Annotated in this window: 16 protein-coding genes; 9 read left to right on the top strand and 7 right to left on the bottom strand. The window is 53.3% G+C overall.

The features are described from left to right. The first annotated feature begins 71 nt into the window (after positions 1–71). Both cysK and MT343_RS06680 read left to right on the top strand, forming a co-directional pair. Entirely contained in the window at positions 72–1,019 is a 948-nt protein-coding gene (gene cysK / locus MT343_RS06685) for a cysteine synthase A (protein WP_145469363.1), read from the top strand. Between the two features lie 28 nt (positions 1,020–1,047). After that, a complete protein-coding gene (locus MT343_RS06680) occupies positions 1,048–1,647 on the top strand; it encodes an alpha-ketoglutarate-dependent dioxygenase AlkB family protein (RefSeq protein WP_145469362.1) in 600 nt (199 codons plus the stop codon). Here the strand turns inward: MT343_RS06680 and MT343_RS06675 are convergent. Beyond that, positions 1,644–2,660, bottom strand: coding sequence for a hypothetical protein (locus MT343_RS06675; protein WP_145469361.1), 1,017 nt, complete (start codon positions 2,658–2,660; stop codon positions 1,644–1,646). The genes MT343_RS06680 and MT343_RS06675 overlap by 4 nt on opposite strands. Positions 2,661–2,666: 6 nt before the next feature. Beyond that, positions 2,667–3,533, bottom strand: a complete 867-nt coding sequence (locus MT343_RS06670) for a cation diffusion facilitator family transporter (protein WP_145469360.1) — start codon at positions 3,531–3,533, stop codon at positions 2,667–2,669. A gap of 178 nt (positions 3,534–3,711) precedes the next feature. Here MT343_RS06670 and MT343_RS06665 point away from each other — a divergent pair, with 178 nt between their 5' ends. After that, positions 3,712–4,569 carry a response regulator gene (locus MT343_RS06665; protein ID WP_145469359.1) on the top strand — a complete coding sequence of 286 codons (858 nt, stop codon included), beginning with the start codon at positions 3,712–3,714 and terminating at the stop codon, positions 4,567–4,569. 151 nt (positions 4,570–4,720) lie between these two features. After that, positions 4,721–5,518 (top strand): tetratricopeptide repeat protein, encoded by a 798-nt coding sequence (locus tag MT343_RS06660; RefSeq protein WP_145469358.1) that lies wholly within the window; start codon positions 4,721–4,723, stop codon positions 5,516–5,518. Between the two features lie 63 nt (positions 5,519–5,581). On the opposite strand, the gene MT343_RS06655 is transcribed toward MT343_RS06660, so the two are convergent. Next, positions 5,582–6,685: a hypothetical protein gene (locus MT343_RS06655; protein ID WP_145469357.1), complete on the bottom strand. Its 1,104-nt coding sequence runs from the start codon at positions 6,683–6,685 to the stop codon at positions 5,582–5,584. Continuing rightward, a complete protein-coding gene (locus tag MT343_RS06650) occupies positions 6,682–7,857 on the bottom strand; it encodes a 1-acyl-sn-glycerol-3-phosphate acyltransferase (RefSeq protein ID WP_145469356.1) in 1,176 nt (391 codons plus the stop codon). Before MT343_RS06650 ends, MT343_RS06655 begins: the two co-directional genes overlap by 4 nt. 154 nt (positions 7,858–8,011) lie before the next feature. On the opposite strand from MT343_RS06650, the gene MT343_RS06645 reads away from it, so the two are divergent. Further along, positions 8,012–8,416, top strand: coding sequence for a hypothetical protein (locus MT343_RS06645; RefSeq protein ID WP_145469355.1), 405 nt, complete (start codon positions 8,012–8,014; stop codon positions 8,414–8,416). Here MT343_RS06645 and MT343_RS06640 read toward each other — a convergent pair. After that, on the bottom strand, positions 8,398–10,449 hold the full coding sequence (locus MT343_RS06640) for a response regulator (protein ID WP_145469354.1): 2,052 nt from the start codon (positions 10,447–10,449) through the stop codon (positions 8,398–8,400). The two genes, MT343_RS06645 and MT343_RS06640, sit on opposite strands and share 19 nt — an antisense overlap. Positions 10,450–10,496: 47 nt before the next feature. Further along, positions 10,497–11,039 (bottom strand): helix-turn-helix domain-containing protein, encoded by a 543-nt coding sequence (locus MT343_RS06635; RefSeq protein ID WP_145469353.1) that lies wholly within the window; start codon positions 11,037–11,039, stop codon positions 10,497–10,499. A gap of 193 nt (positions 11,040–11,232) precedes the next feature. Here MT343_RS06635 and MT343_RS06630 point away from each other — a divergent pair, with 193 nt between their 5' ends. From MT343_RS06630 to MT343_RS06615, 4 genes are all read left to right on the top strand, one after another. After that, positions 11,233–13,077, top strand: a complete 1,845-nt coding sequence (locus tag MT343_RS06630) for an EAL domain-containing response regulator (protein ID WP_145469352.1) — start codon at positions 11,233–11,235, stop codon at positions 13,075–13,077. Positions 13,078–13,169: 92 nt separating this feature from the next. Next, the gene (locus tag MT343_RS06625) at positions 13,170–13,430 is read left to right on the top strand and encodes a hypothetical protein (RefSeq protein WP_145469351.1); all 261 of its coding nucleotides are present in this window, start codon (positions 13,170–13,172) and stop codon (positions 13,428–13,430) included. Between the two features lie 9 nt (positions 13,431–13,439). Further along, complete coding sequence (locus MT343_RS06620; protein ID WP_145469350.1) at positions 13,440–16,286, top strand: insulinase family protein; 2,847 nt, start codon at positions 13,440–13,442, stop codon at positions 16,284–16,286. A 134-nt stretch (positions 16,287–16,420) separates the two neighbouring features. Next, the gene (locus tag MT343_RS06615) at positions 16,421–17,191 is read left to right on the top strand and encodes an SDR family oxidoreductase (RefSeq protein ID WP_243989470.1); all 771 of its coding nucleotides are present in this window, start codon (positions 16,421–16,423) and stop codon (positions 17,189–17,191) included. A 63-nt stretch (positions 17,192–17,254) separates the two neighbouring features. On the opposite strand, the gene MT343_RS06610 is transcribed toward MT343_RS06615, so the two are convergent. Then, positions 17,255–17,869: a flavin reductase family protein gene (locus tag MT343_RS06610; protein ID WP_145469349.1), complete on the bottom strand. Its 615-nt coding sequence runs from the start codon at positions 17,867–17,869 to the stop codon at positions 17,255–17,257. Between the last annotated feature and the right edge of the window lie 57 nt (positions 17,870–17,926).

Genomic DNA, 17,926 nt, shown 5'->3' with positions numbered 1-17,926 from the left:
TTTTGTGACATAAGACACGCTATCTCCATTTTAGACAATATCCTGACACGTCCATGTTCATGCGAGGTTCTATGAAGGTTTTTGAAGATATCAGCCAATCCATCGGAAATACGCCGCTGGTACGCATTCGCCATCTGACTGATCACCCGGCAATCTATGCCAAGCTGGAAAACCGTAATCCGGCGCATTCCGTTAAATGTCGCATTGGTGCCAATATGATCTGGCAGGCCGAGCAGGATGGGCTACTCAAACCGGGAATGGAAATCGTTGAGCCAACCAGTGGGAACACCGGTATCGCTCTGGCGTTTGTCGGAGCAGCCCGCGGCTACAAAATTACCCTCACCATGCCGGAAACCATGAGTATGGAACGCCGTAAGGTGATGATGGCTCTGGGCGCTAATCTGGTGCTCACCGAAGGCGCCAAGGGTATGAAAGGTGCAGTTGAGGCCGCAGAAAAACTGGTCGCCGAAGCACCGGAGCAGCGCATTATGCTGCAACAGTTCAATAACCCGGCCAACCCGGCCATCCACGAAAAAACCACCGGACCGGAAATCTGGAACGATACCGAGGGCCAGGTGGATGTTGTGGTTGCAGGTGTCGGCACCGGCGGTACCATCAGCGGTATCTCGCGCTTTATCAAACAACATAAAGCCATCACGTCGGTGGCGGTAGAGCCCTCAGCCTCTCCGATCATTACCCAGACGCTGGCCGGCGAAGCCATCAGTCCTGGGCCTCATAAAATTCAGGGAATCGGTGCCAACTTTATTCCCGGCAACCTTGACCTGAGCATGATTGACCGTGTTGAGCAGGTTGATAATGACGCTGCCATGGCCATGGCCCATGAGCTGATGTCAAAAGAAGGTATTCTGGCCGGTATATCCTGTGGAGCAGCCATGGTGGCCGCACTGCGCCTGGCACAGGAGGATGCCTTTAAAGACAAGAAAATCGTCGTTATTTTACCGGACTCCGGTGAGCGCTATCTCACTTCACCATTGTTTGAAGGTTTCTTTGACAAGTAACCCGGCGGCACCCATATGGCGGCTCCGCATGGAGTCGCCCGACCTATTGCTCGACGGTTTGCTGCACTTCTACCCCGCTCTGCTGGAGCCTGAACAGGCAAACGCTCTGTATCAGCAATTGCTGCATGAAATTCCCTGGCAACAGGGCCGCGTTTTTATTTACGGACGCGAGCACATTATTCCGCGTTTACAGGCCTGGCACGGCGATCCCGGCATCTGTTACACCTATTCCGGGAAAACCCTGCACGCAGATCCCTGGACACCAACACTGCAGATTCTTTGTCAGCAACTGAACCAGCTAACCGGATTACAGCTGAATGCCGTGCTGTGCAACCTGTACCGTGACGGTCAGGATTGTATGGGCTGGCATGCTGACGATGAGCAGGAATTGGGCGAAAATCCGCGGATTTTGTCACTAAGTCTGGGCGCAGAGCGGGATTTTGCCTTACGCCGTAAAGGCAGCAGCCGTCAATCGGGAATCCTGCCACTGGCCAGCGGCAGCCTGCTGGATATGCAACCCGGTATGCAGAGGCACTGGCAGCACAGCCTGCCCAAGCGCGCACGCATCCGGCAGCCACGCATCAACCTTACTTTCCGCACGATTTATCCGCTTAAGCCCGTGATTTAATCGCGGGCAATCACAGATTCCAGACGGAACATAATAACCGGGGTCGTGCCATAATCTTTGTCACGATGCCAGATAAATTCCGGTGCCACCTCAGCAAATACCCAATTGCTGTATACCTGACGGCGATAACGAACACCGGCATGATAGGAATAAAAAGTTGTATCAAATTCGCTGTCGCCACTGGCCCCGGCCACAAAACCCAGCGCCGCTTTACTGCTCAGTTCATGATAGAGCCCGGCATCATACGAAAGCTTAAAATATTCATCATTCAGTTGATAACCGGCCTTGGCATTAATGCGGAATAACTTCTCCGTATTTAGTGGATAATCCATCTGCAGACGGGTTTCCTCTCCCCAGCCATCGAGAGAGAAATAAAACAGTGTCTGTGTCGCTTTCAGTTCCCACTCGGATAAATAGGCATAGCGCCGGGCGCGGAAACGCACAAAAGGATTAGGCGGAACGCCCCAGCGGATACCGGCATCCACGTTGGTTTTCCATTGATCGGATTCGCGCACAATAAAACGCAGCGCCGCCGTGTAATTCACGTTTTCAACACTCTCTATCGGGTCCGCTTCGCGGTTATCTTCATCTTCCGAATCGAGCAGTAAATTCAGCCGTTCATTGGTATGCGGCAATACCAGTTTTACACTCAGGCCGAATTTATAATCCACCGGGTCGCCTAAAACCCGCCGGGTATAAAACGACAGCTTGGCGCGGCTGCCCTTAACATCATCGTCCGTGATTTCTTCACTGAAAAAAGAGTCGACAAAGAACGTATCAATATTACCGGATAACCGGTTCAGATAACCGGCCAACCAGTCCTTTGAACGATCCAGCATCGCCGGATCAACCGTAGTCTGAGCGGTATAAGGAGGCTCTTCAGCAACAGGAACCGTTACGACCGGTGCGATCAGTTGCTCACTGTCACCTTGCAGAAAGGGTTCCGGACTGAGCGCCGATGCTGACACGGAAAGTGCCAGTCCCAGTGATACCAGCCATCCCCGCCAGATCATCTGCGTTCAGACCGGATCGTGGTGAATAATGATTTCGGCACGGGGAAAACGTTCCAGAATGCGTTTCTCAACGCGATCCCCGATAGCATGTGCGGACTTCAGCGGCTGCAGCGCATCCAGCTCCAGATGAAATTGAATAAACTGCAGCGCCCCTGCTTGCCGTGTACGTAAATCATGAAACCCACGCACGCCTTCACAGCTGTTAATCAACGCTTTCAGCTCGGCCTCATCCTCATCCGGCATGGCCTGATCCATCAGCACCTGCAGCGCTTCTTTGACAATGCCGTACACGCTGTAAAACAACACACCGGCAATAGCCAGCGCCACAACCGGATCAAACCAGTATTGCTGCCAGTAAGCTGCTATTAACGCCATAATAACCGCCACGTTGGTCAGAATATCACCATAATAATGGGCAGAGTCGGCTTTAATCGCCAGCGATCCGGTCTGACGGAAAACCCAGCGCTGATACAGCACAAGGCCGATAGTGGCGAACATCGAAAACGTCATGACACCGATGCTCTCTCCCAAAGCGGTCAGCGGTTGGGGATTAAGCAGACGATCAAATACGTGTAATAGCAGCACCACCGCCGAGCCCAGAATAAAGGCCGACTGAATCAGCGCCGCCAGACCTTCAGCTTTACTGTGCCCGAACGGATGATCATCATCCGCCGGCATCAGCGCATAACGTACGGCAAAAAAATTCACCAGTGATGCTGCAATATCCATTAAAGAATCGAGCATAGATGACAACACACTGGCGGAATCGCTGATAACCCAGGCGAAAACTTTAGCTAACAACAGGGTCACAGCGACCAGAACCGATGCGCTGGACGCACGTTTAATCAAGACAGCATGAGAAGTCACAATCATTACAGATTCATTAACAGTAAACACAGGATTATGCCAGATTGGCCTGGGCAGATCAGACTTTTTAGCGCGAAAAGTGGTAATTTGCCACAAACTGAAACAGGATGGCGCCTGCGCCTATTGACCCATCAGAGGCATCTTGGTCTTATTATCGGCCGGACTGTCCAGAACGAGCCAAATCATGACCATAAAAAATGCTCTAGTCGTTGATGATTCCAAATCCGCCCGCATGATGCTGCAGCGCCTGCTGGGTAAAATTAATGTACAGGCCGATGCCGTCGACAGTGCCGAAGCGGCGCTCAGTTTTCTCGAAAGCAGCCAGCCTGACGTCATCTTTATGGATCATATGATGCCGGGTATGGATGGTCTGGAAGCAACCCAGCTGATTAAATCCAATCCCCGTACGGCTACCATTCCGACCATTATGTATACCTCCAAAGAGGGGCAGGAATATCAGGAAATGGCTTTGTCTCACGGAGCTCATGGTGTTCTGGCCAAGCCCGCCAGCCATGAAGCCGTTATGGCCGTCATTCAGTCTCTGGATGAGCCCGCCGCCAATGATGAGCAAAAATCTCAGTCCCCGGCCATTGCACTGGTTGAAATTGATAAGCTCGTACAAAAGCATCTGCGTAATGCTATTGCTGAAGCCAAAGCAGAAATCAGTGCCGGTCTGGATGCCACGACACAACAACTGCAAACCCACCAGACCCATCAACTGGATCTGATTCAGGCGCGCATGCATCAGCAACAGGAACGCTGGCAACTGGAAGTTAATAAGACGCTGACAGAACAGGCGTTATTTCAGAAAACCCGGGTAATGAATCAGCGCCTCGCCGTTACGGTTGCCGACAAACTGGACAAGAAAAATGCTGACGACCTGATCGCCATCATGAAAACCAGCCAGACAGCACTGGAAGCAACACTCGCCACTACCCGCAGCGAATTACAGAAAGAGCTGCAAAAAACAGCTATCAGGGCTGCCACCGCTGGTGCAGTTATTGGTGCTCTGGCCGGAATTACCGCTGCCTTTTTCCTCTGATTACCATCTTGCCAAAGCCCGCCAGCCGGGCTTTTCATACCCTGGTCATAAATAACCAGTATATGGCCTGACTATACCTTTCCATTCCGAAGGGTGCTGATTACACTAGCCGCTCTCACCAGACTCTAAAAATATGATCAGGGATACGATAATGATCAAAGCCATACTGACAGCGGCAACGGTTGCCATACTGACCGGCTGTGCAGCAGCAACACCTCTGCTTATTGCTGAAGCAGGTGGCCACCAGGTGGCCCGCTACGATGAAAATATAAAAGTCCGTGCAGCAGCAGCGTTGCAGGAAGAGCCAGACCTGCTCACCTTTTCTGTACAGGCCATCAGCCGCGGCAAAACTGAACAGGCCGCCAGCACCTATATGAAAGGCTACAGCGATCCTGACTACAGCAGTAACATGAAATCGCTGGCGATTTATCAGGTGGCCTTACTCTACATGAACCGCTACAACGATCAGCGCGATGACCAGAAAGCACTGGCCTACCTTAAACAGCACCGGATTGAATTTCCTGACTCGCGTCTGAAAGAAAAAGTAATCAAGCGTATTCAGGTTATTGAAGCCCGCCAGAATGAACCGGTACAGCTATCGGCCACACAACTGCTGAAACAGGTTGATCGCAGTAAACTGCTGAAAACGGACAACACACCGTTTGACGCTGAACTCACTCCGATGAGCGAGCGGGCGATTACCGAAGCCCGGGTTGCCGATGCTGAAGCGGTTTATCTGATTCTCTACGATAACAAAGCTTCGTCAGCTGAAATGCGGGCCAAATCCCTGTACCAGCTGGGTCTGATCTATATGAGTCCATATAATCAGGCCGGCAATAATCAGAAAGCACTGGCCTACTTCCGTAAGATTGTGCAGGAATTCCCGCATGTATCTGTTGCTCCACGGGCTAACCAGCGCATCAGCGAACTGATTAACCGCCAGGATTAATGGTATTTACTGATAATAAAAAAGGCCCTGAATAAGGGCCTTTTTTATGGTTAAACCATCACATCAGAATGACCAGGTGACATCCTTTTCATCTGCGACACACTCTTTGAAATCAGCCAGCACATCATCGTGACAAATAATTTCCTGCAACAGAATCTGCTCGCCATCGACATATCCTTTCAGCAATAACCACTGATCATCATCAATGTAGTTATCCAGATCAGCGCACAGCGAATTACTGCTGCAGTTCATATTCGCGGCGCCATCGTAACCGGTAATAACCCCCGCATTATTCGCCGCCAGCGCACTGCCACGCAGAATAAATTTAAACGGATAAGTACTGTTGGCTTTATCATCCGGGCTGCTGTCATTTTCCTTCAGTACCGCTTTACTGATGCTGCCGCCCGAGGACAGGGTTTTGACCACTTTCAGATCATATTGTTTACCCCAGACCGGAGTGAAATTACTGATATCACCAGAGAGCTGTAACAACGAGAAATCGTCAGAACTGTTTACCCGATACAGCAGACACATTGCAGCCTCAGCCAGACCACACTCTGACTGAAAGTGTGCCACCGTCCAGCTGACCGTGCTTTCTCCGGAACAATCGCTGGAGAAATCCTTTTCACTGGCACTGCACAACAGAGAGGTCAGGGTTACGGCACCGGCACTGGCTGTGAATTCCAGCTGCAAAGCATATTGCGCATCCACGGCACTTTTAATCTGCGCACAATAGCTGCCACAGGCAAAAGTAATTTCATCTCCCAGAGACCAGGTCGTGTCATTCTGGGGAGTGAGCACTCCGGCGCGACTGTACAGGGTTAAAGCGAAGGCTTCATCAGCAGGATTAACCGCCGTGGTAGTTTTTACCGCGCGGAATTCATAAGCGCTGTCTTTACCGCTGCTGTTAAAACTGGTGTTCACAGTAACGCTGTAGCGGTTGCCCCAGACAAAGCTGCTGAAACCAGTAAACGGAAGATCGGCGGTTTTCCAGCTGTCGGTAGTTTTTTCACGCACCCGGAAGCACAGCTTGCTGTCATCCTTATCACACTGCACTTTGTAATAATCCACCAGCAGTGTTTCTTCCTTATCTGTCCACTCCCGCCCTAATTCCGGACAACCGGTCAGAGTCAGACAGGCCAGAGCCGGGATCCATAATGTTTTCATTCAATGCTTCCTGATTGCGGTTCACTTGTGCTTACCGCTGCCATTTTCTGTAATAACGGTGCGGCATAGGTCTGCAGAAGGCGTTTACGGACCGGACGGTCCAAGCCCTGCAAGCGCAGCAGCAGCTGTTCATGTGTTGCAGTGACCACATCACCACAGACAAGTTCGGTTGCCAGCGAAAATTCCTGCTGCAACAAATTCAGAGCCGATTGCTGCACCGGAAGGATCTCACACATTTGTTGCAACTGCAGGTCAATAGCAGCAGCCATCGTATCGGCCGAAACCAGTTCTTCAGTGTTCAGCGGCCGGCCAAAATCGACATAAATACGCCCCTTGGCCCCGGTCAGCCCCAGCAGGATGCTGCGCGTATCTTCATCATCGCTTTTTTCATAACGGCCGGTTTCTGCACGGGTAACCAGCTCCTGTGCTTTCTGTACATCACAGGGGTCCCATTCATACTGAATAGACACCGGCACCGGACACATGGCTGTCATCGTCGCGGTAAAATCCTCACCGCGCTCACGGCCATTAAGCGCCAGCATTTTAAGTACCGCAGTATCGGTTCTGTCGATGCCATCTTTGGCGCGCCCTTCGCGCTGGGCAATCCAGACGGAATGACCGCTCTCAAGCGAGCTGCGGATATAGGCAGATAGCTTTTGTAATTCACGCAGTTTTTCACGTTTATTGGCAATGCTGCGCTTAACCACAAAACTTTTGTTAAGACGCATAATATCGGCAACATCCGGGTGCCCCAGCAGATTATCGCCAATCGCAATCCGGCTGGTCGGCCAGCCGGCGTGATGCAGACTGTAATTAATCAGAGTCGGATCCATGGCAATGTCTTTGTGGTTGGAAATCCACAGATAGCTTTTGTCCGCCGATAAATGTTCCAGCCCCCGGACCACAATTTCATCGGTTGATTTTTCCAACAGCCCCGCAATCCACGGAGCCAGCCAACGCTGAAAGGCTTCAACGGTCTGAATATGTGCAGTACGACGGCGCAGATACCAGCCAGCCAGAGGCAACAATGCCTGTCTGAGCCAGGAAGGCAACGCGGGAAAACGGTATTTAACCAATGCGTGCTGCAGAGTTCTGGCGTGAGTCAGACGCTGAATAACACGCCTGACTTCATCGTCATGATAAGGGCGGATATCGGAATATAGATCCTGCATGTAGTCTCACTGTTATCGGGGCAAAAATAAAACCAATCCACCCGCTGATCGTGGCTGGCACACCAGATCGCCAACCCATTGGCTTGTTAAGAATTCGGGCGGATTAGTATATCCTATCGTCCCCTGCTTAAGATAACGACCAAGGTTAAAGCAAATGATTGATGAATGGGTGCCATCGACCGAAGGTTCGGCCAAGATCAGCGCGTCAGAGTTACAACAATGTCTGGCAGTAACAGCGCTCATGGCCGGCGACAGCTCCCAGGCTGAGCAACAGCTGGGTGAAGATACTGTTAAAACGCTGCGTTCCCATATACAACTCACCGAGGAGCAGTGGCAGCCGGCTCTGGAAACCTTCAGTGCAGATGAGCTGTTTCAGCTGGCAACCTTTTTTACGCTGGCAGAAATGAAATTCAGTGGCTGGCAGTGCGGCGCTAAGAACCCGGCAATCTGGATTTTCCGCACCCTGAAAAGGAATGGTCAGCTGCCGGAAAAAGACGCAATCCGTCATCTGAAGAGCCTGACCGATAACCGCTACATACCTTATGGCAGCGCACTCTGATCCGGATAGAGAAAACCACATAACGCCTGACGCAACTCCTCCAGGCGAATAGGTTTTGATAAATAACCATTCATCCCGGCTTGTTTACAGGCCGCTTTCTGTTCAGCCATAACATCCGCCGATAATGCAATAACAGGAATCTGCCGGCGTTGCGTCAGGCTGCGTATCTGCCTCGTTGCCTCCAGCCCATCCATAACCGGCATATGGCAATCCATCAGCACCAGATCGAACTCTTTTTGGCGGTACAGTTCAACCGCCTCCTGCCCATTAGCCGCAAGCGTAACCTCACACCCCAGCCGGACCAGCATCTGGGTAGCGACTTTCTGATTCACAATATTATCTTCGGCCAGCAGTATACGGATGCCCTGTAACTGCCCCGGGTCGGGTGAATGTTCCTGTAACTGACGGCCGAAGCGGGTAATCAATTGATGGTTATTGTTTTCATCAAACAAGCGCAACAAGAGCTGCTGTAAGTGCTCCTGACTGATCGGCCAGTCCCAGAATGCATTAATCCCCTGTGCCAGCAAATCCGCTTCCGGCACCGGCACGTTGTCTGCAGCCGTTACCGCAAGGCGGGTGCCCCCCTCGCTCAGACTGGCGGTAACTCCGTCCCGATAAAGGCTAAACAAACGATAAGGCAGAACCAGAATATCGGGCCTGGCATCTTTCAGGGCATCAAGCAGATCTTCAGCAACAGAAAACTCTCTGACCGTTATACCCAGCCGGCGTACGACCGATACCAGTAATGCACGATTAATCCGGGCCTCATCACAGACCCAGAGCGTGCCGCTATGAACATTGGTATCCGGCTGATGCTGGCCTGATGGCAGATCACTGGCCGCAATCGTCAGATTGAGATCAAGCCAGAAGTTTGACCCCAGCCCAGGCGAGCTGATCACCCCGACCTTGCCATGCATCAGCGTCGCCAGACGACGGCAAATGCTTAAACCAAGCCCGGTACCACCGACCAGCGTTGACAGACGCCCATGCGCGACACTGTATTCATCAAACAACTGCAGAGCCCGGTCTGCGGCGATGCCAATACCGGAGTCCTCTACCGAGAAACGCAGCAACACCTGGCTGAACTGGCGCCGGACCACAACCAGGCGCAGCAGAACATGGCCCTGCTCGGTAAACTTCAGTGCATTAGTGAGGTAATTCATCAGAATCTGGCGGATTCTGATGGCATCACCAATGACATAGTGCGGCACCGAATCCTCTACAAAGAACTGCAAACTCAGGTTTTTTTCCCGCGCTCTGGCGCTCATCATGACAATCAGGCTGTCGATCATTTCACGGATATTGAAACTTTCTTCTTCAATCGTGAGCTTATCGGCGTCAATTTTGGAAATATCGAGAATATCGTTAACGATAGTCAGCAGGTGTTCTGAAGATGATTGAATAATACGTACAAAGCCCATTTGCTCAGATGACAAAGGTGTTTGCTCAAGTAAGGAAACCATCCCCAGCAGCCCGGTCATCGGCGTGCGGATTTCATGGCTCATACTGGCCAGAAAGCGGCTTTTGGCCACATTCGCTTCTTCCGCCTGTTCTTTTTCTGCAGTCAGAATATCCCGCGCCAGCTTCTGCTCGGTAACATCGGTACTGATCACCAGCAAACTCTGCAAATCGCGGTATAAACTCAGCGGAATCAGCTGATTATGGAGATAGTTAATGCGGCCCTGCGGATCGCGCAGAGTAATATCAAAGGATTGAGGGGAGTGGCTCCTGATCGCAGCTTCCAGACTCTGAGTAAACCGGATAGCCTGATCCTGCGGCAGAAAATCGACCGATGATTTGCCGGCAACATCTTCCAGAGTAAAGCCATCAAACAAATGGTTAACATCCAGAATACGGCCTTCACGGTCAATTTCGGTGATAACGTCAGGCAGGTGTTGCCAGAGAATGCGGAAGCGCTGAGCCGAGGCAAGGTTTTCTTTTAACTCCCGCCGCAGACGCCAGCACCAGCTGGCCAGCCAGAGAACCAGTAAAACCAGCAGAAGCGTTAATCCCAGTAACGCAGAAAAAGTCATAGCTCCCTCTCCGGACAGGTCTCAGTCCTTTGTGACCCAGAGTTTCACTATGCAGCAGCGTCACCCGTCAGAAATGCCAACAGAGCTTGCTGATCCCTGGGCCACTGGTAGCTCAGCCAGCCATCCTTTGCCGGTTTCTCCGGTTCGTGGCGACTGATCAGCAGATACAGGGTTTCACGGGATTCACTGTCGCGCATAAGGCGGGCAACCGAATCCTGAGCAGCTGCAGAATTTACAGCAATGGCTCCCGGCTGATGTTCGGCAATCAGGAAACCAAACTGAATCGGGTCGGTGGTCACCAACGGCTCCCAGCCTGCACGCCGGACAAAAGAAGCCACATCGGCGGAAAAATCTTCTGCATCAGCCAATAACACCAGCGTTCTTACTCCCAGCGATAAATCACCGGGCACCGGCATATTATTGTCCTGCAGAAACGTAATAAAACTGCTCACCGGAATACGGTTATCTCCGCGCCCCGGCAGCTTATAGGCATCCAGGTGACCGCGTTCAATCCAGCGAATAACGGTGCGGAAATTCACGCCGCAGTATTTCGCCACTTCTCCGGTTGTTAAGGCCTGTTTTTCCCTCACAGCATTATCTCAAGTCAGCAACTACACTGGTTTCAGTATAGATAGCCTTTCGCCAATGCAAGGAGAAATGAGCAAATTGCGACATTCCCCTGCCTCACCCCGGGCAGAGCCATACATAAAGCAGAAGCAGGATGCTACAGTAGCTTTGGCTCAGGACAGACTCAGGCCATGTTAAACCGCCAGGAGAAAAAGAATGCAAAGGAACGTCTTACTCGTCGATGATGAGGCCGGCATTATTCAGGCCATCCGCCGTATGCTGCGTGCAGAGCCCTTTCATATCCACGAGGCCAGCAGTGGCGATGAAGCCCTTGCCATCCTGCAGCGCTATGACATTGAATTGCTGATCACCGATTACAAAATGCCGGGAATGGATGGCCTGACCCTGTGCCGGAAAGCACGTGAAATTTCTCCCGCCACCTATCGCCTGCTGCTGTCTGGCCAGGTTGATTACAGCGCCCTGCGCAGCGCCTGGCAGCAAGGCGATGTTCACCGTTTTGTCGCCAAACCCTGGGACAACCTGTTACTCGGTATTGATATCAAAGAAGGTCTGAAGCAGCACGATTTACTGAAAAACCTGCAACAGGTCAGTCAGGCGGTACAGACCGAACAGGCAATGCTGCTGACTGACAACAACTGGATTGTACGCATGGCCAGCCCATTACTGTGCGAGGCCCTGCAATGTGAAGAAAGCGATCTGCTGGGTATTAATCTCTTTGCCCACGCCCTTTCTTCAATGCCCGTGACACTGGAAACCGACGTAACCCGTCAGGTAGAACAGCAGCAGACCTGGCTTGGCCACTTCAACCTTACCGGCCCACGGCAGCTAAACCTGCCAGCCTGGATGGCAATCACCCCGTTAGGCAGCCAGTACCGGTTGTGCTCCTGCAACTTTGTGACGTCCGACCAGTCTCCGCAACGCGATCTTAAAGACGAGCTGCAGCGCTACTCCGGCGAGCACCACCTGCAACGCCTGCAACAGGCGGCAGACGATGCCCGTACTGAGCCACAGCTGATGGTGGTCGCGCTGCCAGAAGAAGTAAGCCATAAAGATCTGTCATCCATCTGCTACGAGCGCCTGCAAGCCGCAACAGATGACCTTTACGAGATTTACTCACCACAACCACATACCTTTCTGATTCTGCTGCCGGCGTCGGTATCTGCGGAACAGATTGAACGGCTGAGCCAGAATATTCAGCAGGATTTCAATGAGAGCGTCAGTTTTCAGGGACAGCCAATTCTGCTGCAACCACAGATCAGCATCGAACAGAAACCCACAGGCATCGCTCACTGGGATGACTGGCTGCGCCGCCGCCTGGGCCTGCCGGCGACCAGCGGAAAAGAACAACCGCGTACGACCACAACCACACCGGTTGCCGATCAACATCACGCCAGCAGCCAGTTCCGGGCTCTGCCGGTCTTTAACCAGCAGGGAACACTGACCGCACTGCAGGCTCCGGAAGCCAGTACCTACAATGAATCCGGCTGGGTTGCCTGGTTCAGAGCCATCGGCAATATCTGGCAGCAACACTTTGATCATGAACTGCACATTATTATGCCTGCAGCTGAGCAACCGCCAGCCAGTGTCAGGGCCTTTGTCAAAGCCCTTGCTGAAGCCCGTCAGCGCCTGCCCCTGCAATGCCATATCATCCTCGGCGAAGACTGCATTCTCAGCCAGGATGAAGCCGATCTTAACTGGCGTGACGAACTGCGCACCCAGCAGTGTCAGCTGTTTATTGCCAACTTCGGCCGCAGCTTCCTCAACTCCCGCCAGATACTGTCATTGCCGATTCAGGGCGTCAGTCTGGCTCCGGAATTCCTCATTCATATGCGCAACAGTAAGTCGCTGCCACAGAGCCGCCGTCTGTTGCAGCGCATTCACGATCATGAGCTGACCATTTACGCTCCGGGAATGGACAACACGGAAGCCCTGGCTTCGGCCCATCAGAGTAATGTCGACTGGTTATCCGGATCGGTATTATCGCGCGAGCTGAGCGCCGACCAGCTGCAATGGTTCTCGCCCAGCGCCGAACTGGGCTGAATGATGCAGAACTTTTCTGCAATCCCGTGTGGGTAGCGGGTTATTCAGAGGCTCCTTGGGTTATGATAGGCTCCTGTTAAAAGGAGCCCGTTGTGAATAAAGATCAAGCCTACCACCAGATTGCCCTCGCCTGCCTGAAAGCCCTGCGTACCCCAGCCGGTGCCAGCGCCGAAGACCCGGTCAAAGAGCTGTATTCTGTTATCGATAACGCCTTCGAAAGTCAGTTTGCCCTGTTGGTTGCGGAACTCGAAGACAGCAAGCACCGTCTCAACCAGATTCAACAGCTGGATCCGCAACGCCATACCCTGGCGGATGCGCAGGCCATCATTCATTACAACGGAACTGCACACTAGGGAGCAGGCATGTTATCGCCACGTTATTGGACGTTTTTATTCATCGTACTGGGCGCAATCGTATTTTCTATGATTAAGTTTTCCGCCGGACCCGAACTGATCGTCAGCCCGGCTGACACTTTTAATTACCGTTATCTGACTCTGGATAACGGTATGAAAGTGCTGCTGGTCAATACCCCCAATGCCGACAAAGCCGCTGCCGCCGTCAGCGTCGATGCCGGCAGTGGCGATGACCCCAAAGGCCGTGAAGGCCTGGCTCACTTCCTTGAGCACATGCTGTTCCTCGGTACCGAGCCTTACCCGGAAGCCGGTGAATATCAGGCTTATATCAGCCGTCATGGCGGCAGCCATAACGCCTTTACTGCCCACAGCCAGACCACGTATTTTTTCGACATCGATAACAAAGCCTTAAGCGGTGCACTGGATCGTTTCGCGCCGTTTTTTATCTCGCCAACCTTCGACGAAGCCTACGTTGAGCGTGAGAAAAACGCCGTTCATGCCGAATACAGCTCTAAACTGAAAGACGATTTCCGCCGTATTTATTCCGCCGAAAAACAGGCGATGAATCCGGATCACCCATACGCATCCTTTGCCACCGGTAATCTCGATACCCTGTCCGACCGTCCTGACAGCAAAACCCGCGACGAGTTACTGGCCTTCTACAACAGCCATTACTCTGCCGATCGCATGACCCTGGTACTGGCCGGTAAATACGAGCTGGATCAGCTGGAAGCCTGGGCAAAAAGTCATTTTTCTGCAGTACCAAAGCGTCAGACCGTAGCTCATGTTGCTAATCCGCCCCTGTTTATTCAGGGCCAGTTGCCACTGGATATGAACATTGAGCCGGTGAAAGAAATCCGCCGCCTGCAGTTCACCTTCCCGATGCCGGAAACCCAGTCGCTGTATGCCTATAAACCGGTACAGATTCTGTCAAACCTGATCGGCCACGAAGGTGAAGGCAGCCTGCTGGCGTTCCTGAAAGAGAAAGGCTGGGCCGAAGGTCTGAGCGCCGGTCGCTCACTCAGCACTCAGGACGAAACCACACTGGTGGTGCAGATTCAGCTGACCAAACTGGGCCTGCTGTATACCGAAAACATTACCCAGGCGCTGATGCATTACATCGACCTGCTGAAGCAACAGCCGCTGCCGCAATACCTGCTTACCGAGCAGCAGCAACTGAGCGACCTGTCATTCCGCTTCCAGGAACAGAGCCGCATCAGTGATTACGTGGTACGCCTGAGCAGCAACATGCTGGTGTATCCGGCTGAAGACATTATCTACGGCGATTACCGCTGGCAGCCAATCAGCCAGCAACAGCTGCAGCCTTATCTGGATGCGTTATCCGCCAGTAACATGCTGCGCACCCTGATCGCCCCACAGATTGCCACCGAAACCATCGACCCATGGTACGGCACCGCGATCCGTATCCGCCCCGGCGATTACCGCGCCGATGCGGTGACCACCGAGGGTCTGGCAAGCCTGACACTGCCGGCACCGAATCCGTTTATTCCGACCGACTTTACCCTGCACGCAGACAGCACCCAGGCGACTCCGGAAAAACTGATCAGCGAACCCGGCCGTCTGCTGTGGTATTACCCGGAGCATGAATTCGCCATGCCGAAAGCCCGGGTGATGGTGCAGCTGCAACAGGCCAGCGTACAGAATTCCGCGCGTCAGCGGGTACTGGCGCAGCTGTACAGCCGCACCGTTAACGAAGCGCTGAACACCTACAGCTATCCGGCCTATCTGGCCGGTCTGAATTACAGCCTCAATGCCTCCGGCCGAGGCCTGGAACTGGCGCTGGGTGGTTATCAGCACAAGCTGCCGGAACTGCTGAAGCGCGTTCTCAGCGAAATGAACAGCATCAACCTGAGTGAAGAAGACTTCGGCCGCTACAAAGCCTCGCTGCAGCGCACTCTGGAAAATCAGCTGAAGAACAAGCCGTTTGAACGTGAACTGGCGGTGCTGAAAAACTGGCTGTACGAACCAAGCTTCGATCAGGCCGATTTGCTTCAGGCTCTGGCCGCAGTCAGCCGTGAAGACGTTATGCAATACGCCACCACCTTCAGCAACGAACTGGCCGTGCAGATGTATGTTCATGGTCAGCTGAGCAAAGCTCAGGCACAAGAGCTGGCCGCCATTGTTGACGCTCAGTATCCGGCCAAAGCCGCTCAGGTCGCTCTGCCACAACTGCTGCAGATTCCAGCCGGCCAGTACCAGAAAAACCTGACACTGGATCACCAGGACACCGCCATCGTGCTCTATGTGCAGGGCCAGGAAGGCAGCGACCGCAACCGTGCACGCTACGCACTGCTGGGTCAGATTCTCAGTGCGCCTTACTACCAGACCATGCGCACCGAACAGCAGCTGGGTTATATCGTGTTTGCCACGCCATTCCCGCAGCAAACCATTCCGGGCCTGGCCTTTATCGTGCAGTCACCGGAAGCTTCGCCACAGGCAATTCTCGACAGCAGCCTGAGCTTTTTCAGCAACTTCGAACAGCAGCTGGGCAGCATGTCGGAGGAAGAATTTAACTCCTACCGTCAGGGCCTGAGCACTCTGTTGCTGGAAAAACCGAAAAATATGGCGGAAAAAGTCGCCCGCTTCTGGCGTGATATTGAAGTGCAGCGCTACAGCTTCGATACCAACGAAGCCATCGCCGCCGAGGTGAAAACCCTGAGCCAGGACGAAGTCCGCGCACTCTACCAGAATGCCATTCTGGAACGTGGCAAGCCCTGGCTGCTGCTGACCCAGGGCGGCGCGGTACAGGACTGGCCAGCGCTCGACAGCCTGCAACGCGAACAGCTGTCACGCTTTACGCTGCAGCCTGCCGGTCTGGCAGACAGCGCTCAGTAAGCCTTTACTGATTTAAAAGCCCGCCATGATCTGTGACATTGCGGGCTTTTTTATGTCTGGCGTACTTTACCCTTTACCTGTCAGACGATAATCGCGAGTCTGACACTCTGGTTCTTTTTACTGAGTAAAGCCACATGATGAAAAATGCCTTTATCACCGGTGCCGCCTCCGGCATTGGCCGCGCCACAGCCGAAACCCTGTACGCTCAGGGCTGGAGTCTGGGTCTGGCGGATATTAACGAACAGGCATTAAAGGAAATGACCCTGGGCTGGGATGAGCAGCGCGTGTGCTGCTACGCCCTCGATGTGACCAAACCCGAGCAGTGTGCCGCGGTGATCGGTGAGTTTGCCGCGCAGCATGACAAACAGCTGCGTCTGCTGTTTAACTCCGCCGGTATTCTGCAGATTGACCGTTTTGAAGACGTCAGCAGCCAGCGCCACCAGCAGATTTTCGATATCAACGTGATGGGCACAATCCACTGCTGTCAGGCCGCCTTCCCGTATTTGCGTCACACCAGCGGCGCTCAGGTGATCAATATGAGTTCCGCCTCGGCAACCTATGGCATTCCGCGGCTGGCCAGTTATTCCGCCTCCAAATTTGCCATCAGCGGCCTGACCGAAGCGCTGGAGCTGGAATGGGAAGAGTACGGCATCCGTGTCTGCGATGTGATGCCGCCTTTTGTCAGCACACCGATGCTGAATGAACAGGCTTCCGGCGCCCCGGTTCTGGATAAACTCGGTGTGCACCTGAATGCCGAGGATGTCGCGCGAACCATTCTGCAGCAGATAGAACAGCCTAAGACCCACCGCGCCGTCAGTCTGCAATTTGCCCTGACCTACGCCGCCAGCCAGCTGCTGCCACGGGCGGTTACCCGCGCCATTATCCGCTTTCTGAATAAAGGCTGAGTCGCCGCTGCGCCCGGGATTTCCGGGCGTTTTTTATTACGACGCTGTTTTGTGCCAGCGTATTTATTCCGGCCGCGGCAGATTAAACAACTCACCCAGCGCGGCATATTCACTGCCGCCCAGACGCGCCAGAGGGTTCAGCTCCGCAGCCCCTACCTGCAGGCGCGGCTCTTTGCTGAGTACAATGTCGTCCGCCAGATACGCCGCCCCGGCCTGTAAAAACAGCACATGCTGCCCGCCCGGTCCGACATCCACCTGCTGTTGCAGAGTGCAGGCAAAAGCAACCGGCGCCTGACTGAGGCGCGGCAGTTCTGAACCCGCAAAAGCTTCCAGCGCCAGACCGGAGCGCTCGACCTCACTGTCGCCATAGGCCAGCGTTGCTGAGCTGGCGTTCAGTGCCTGTAATTGTTCAACCGACGCGATGTGCAGCACACAACGGCCATCACGGGCCAGATTGGTAAAGGTATCTTTTTCGTCGCCGCCGGGCTTTTTACCCACAGAAACCACAAAGGTGGGCGGGTTGGCACAGACCGGCGCGAAGAACGAAAACGGCGCCAGGTTATAGGATGAGCCATCGTCATTTGCGCTCAGAATCCAGGCGATCGGCCGCGGCAGAACGGTCTGAATCAGCAGGTGATAACTCTCAACAGGGTTAAGGTCGGCAAAACGTAATTCCATGATGACTCCGTTATTGATCGGATTTACAACCGGGTGAATTATTCCCGCCAGCGGCGT

It is taken from the genome of Venatorbacter sp. C2-1 (assembly GCF_022832715.1).
Classification (GTDB): Bacteria; Pseudomonadota; Gammaproteobacteria; order Pseudomonadales; family Oceanobacteraceae; genus Venatoribacter; species Venatoribacter alkanivorans.
This window is presented reverse-complemented; position numbering and strand designations above follow the sequence as displayed.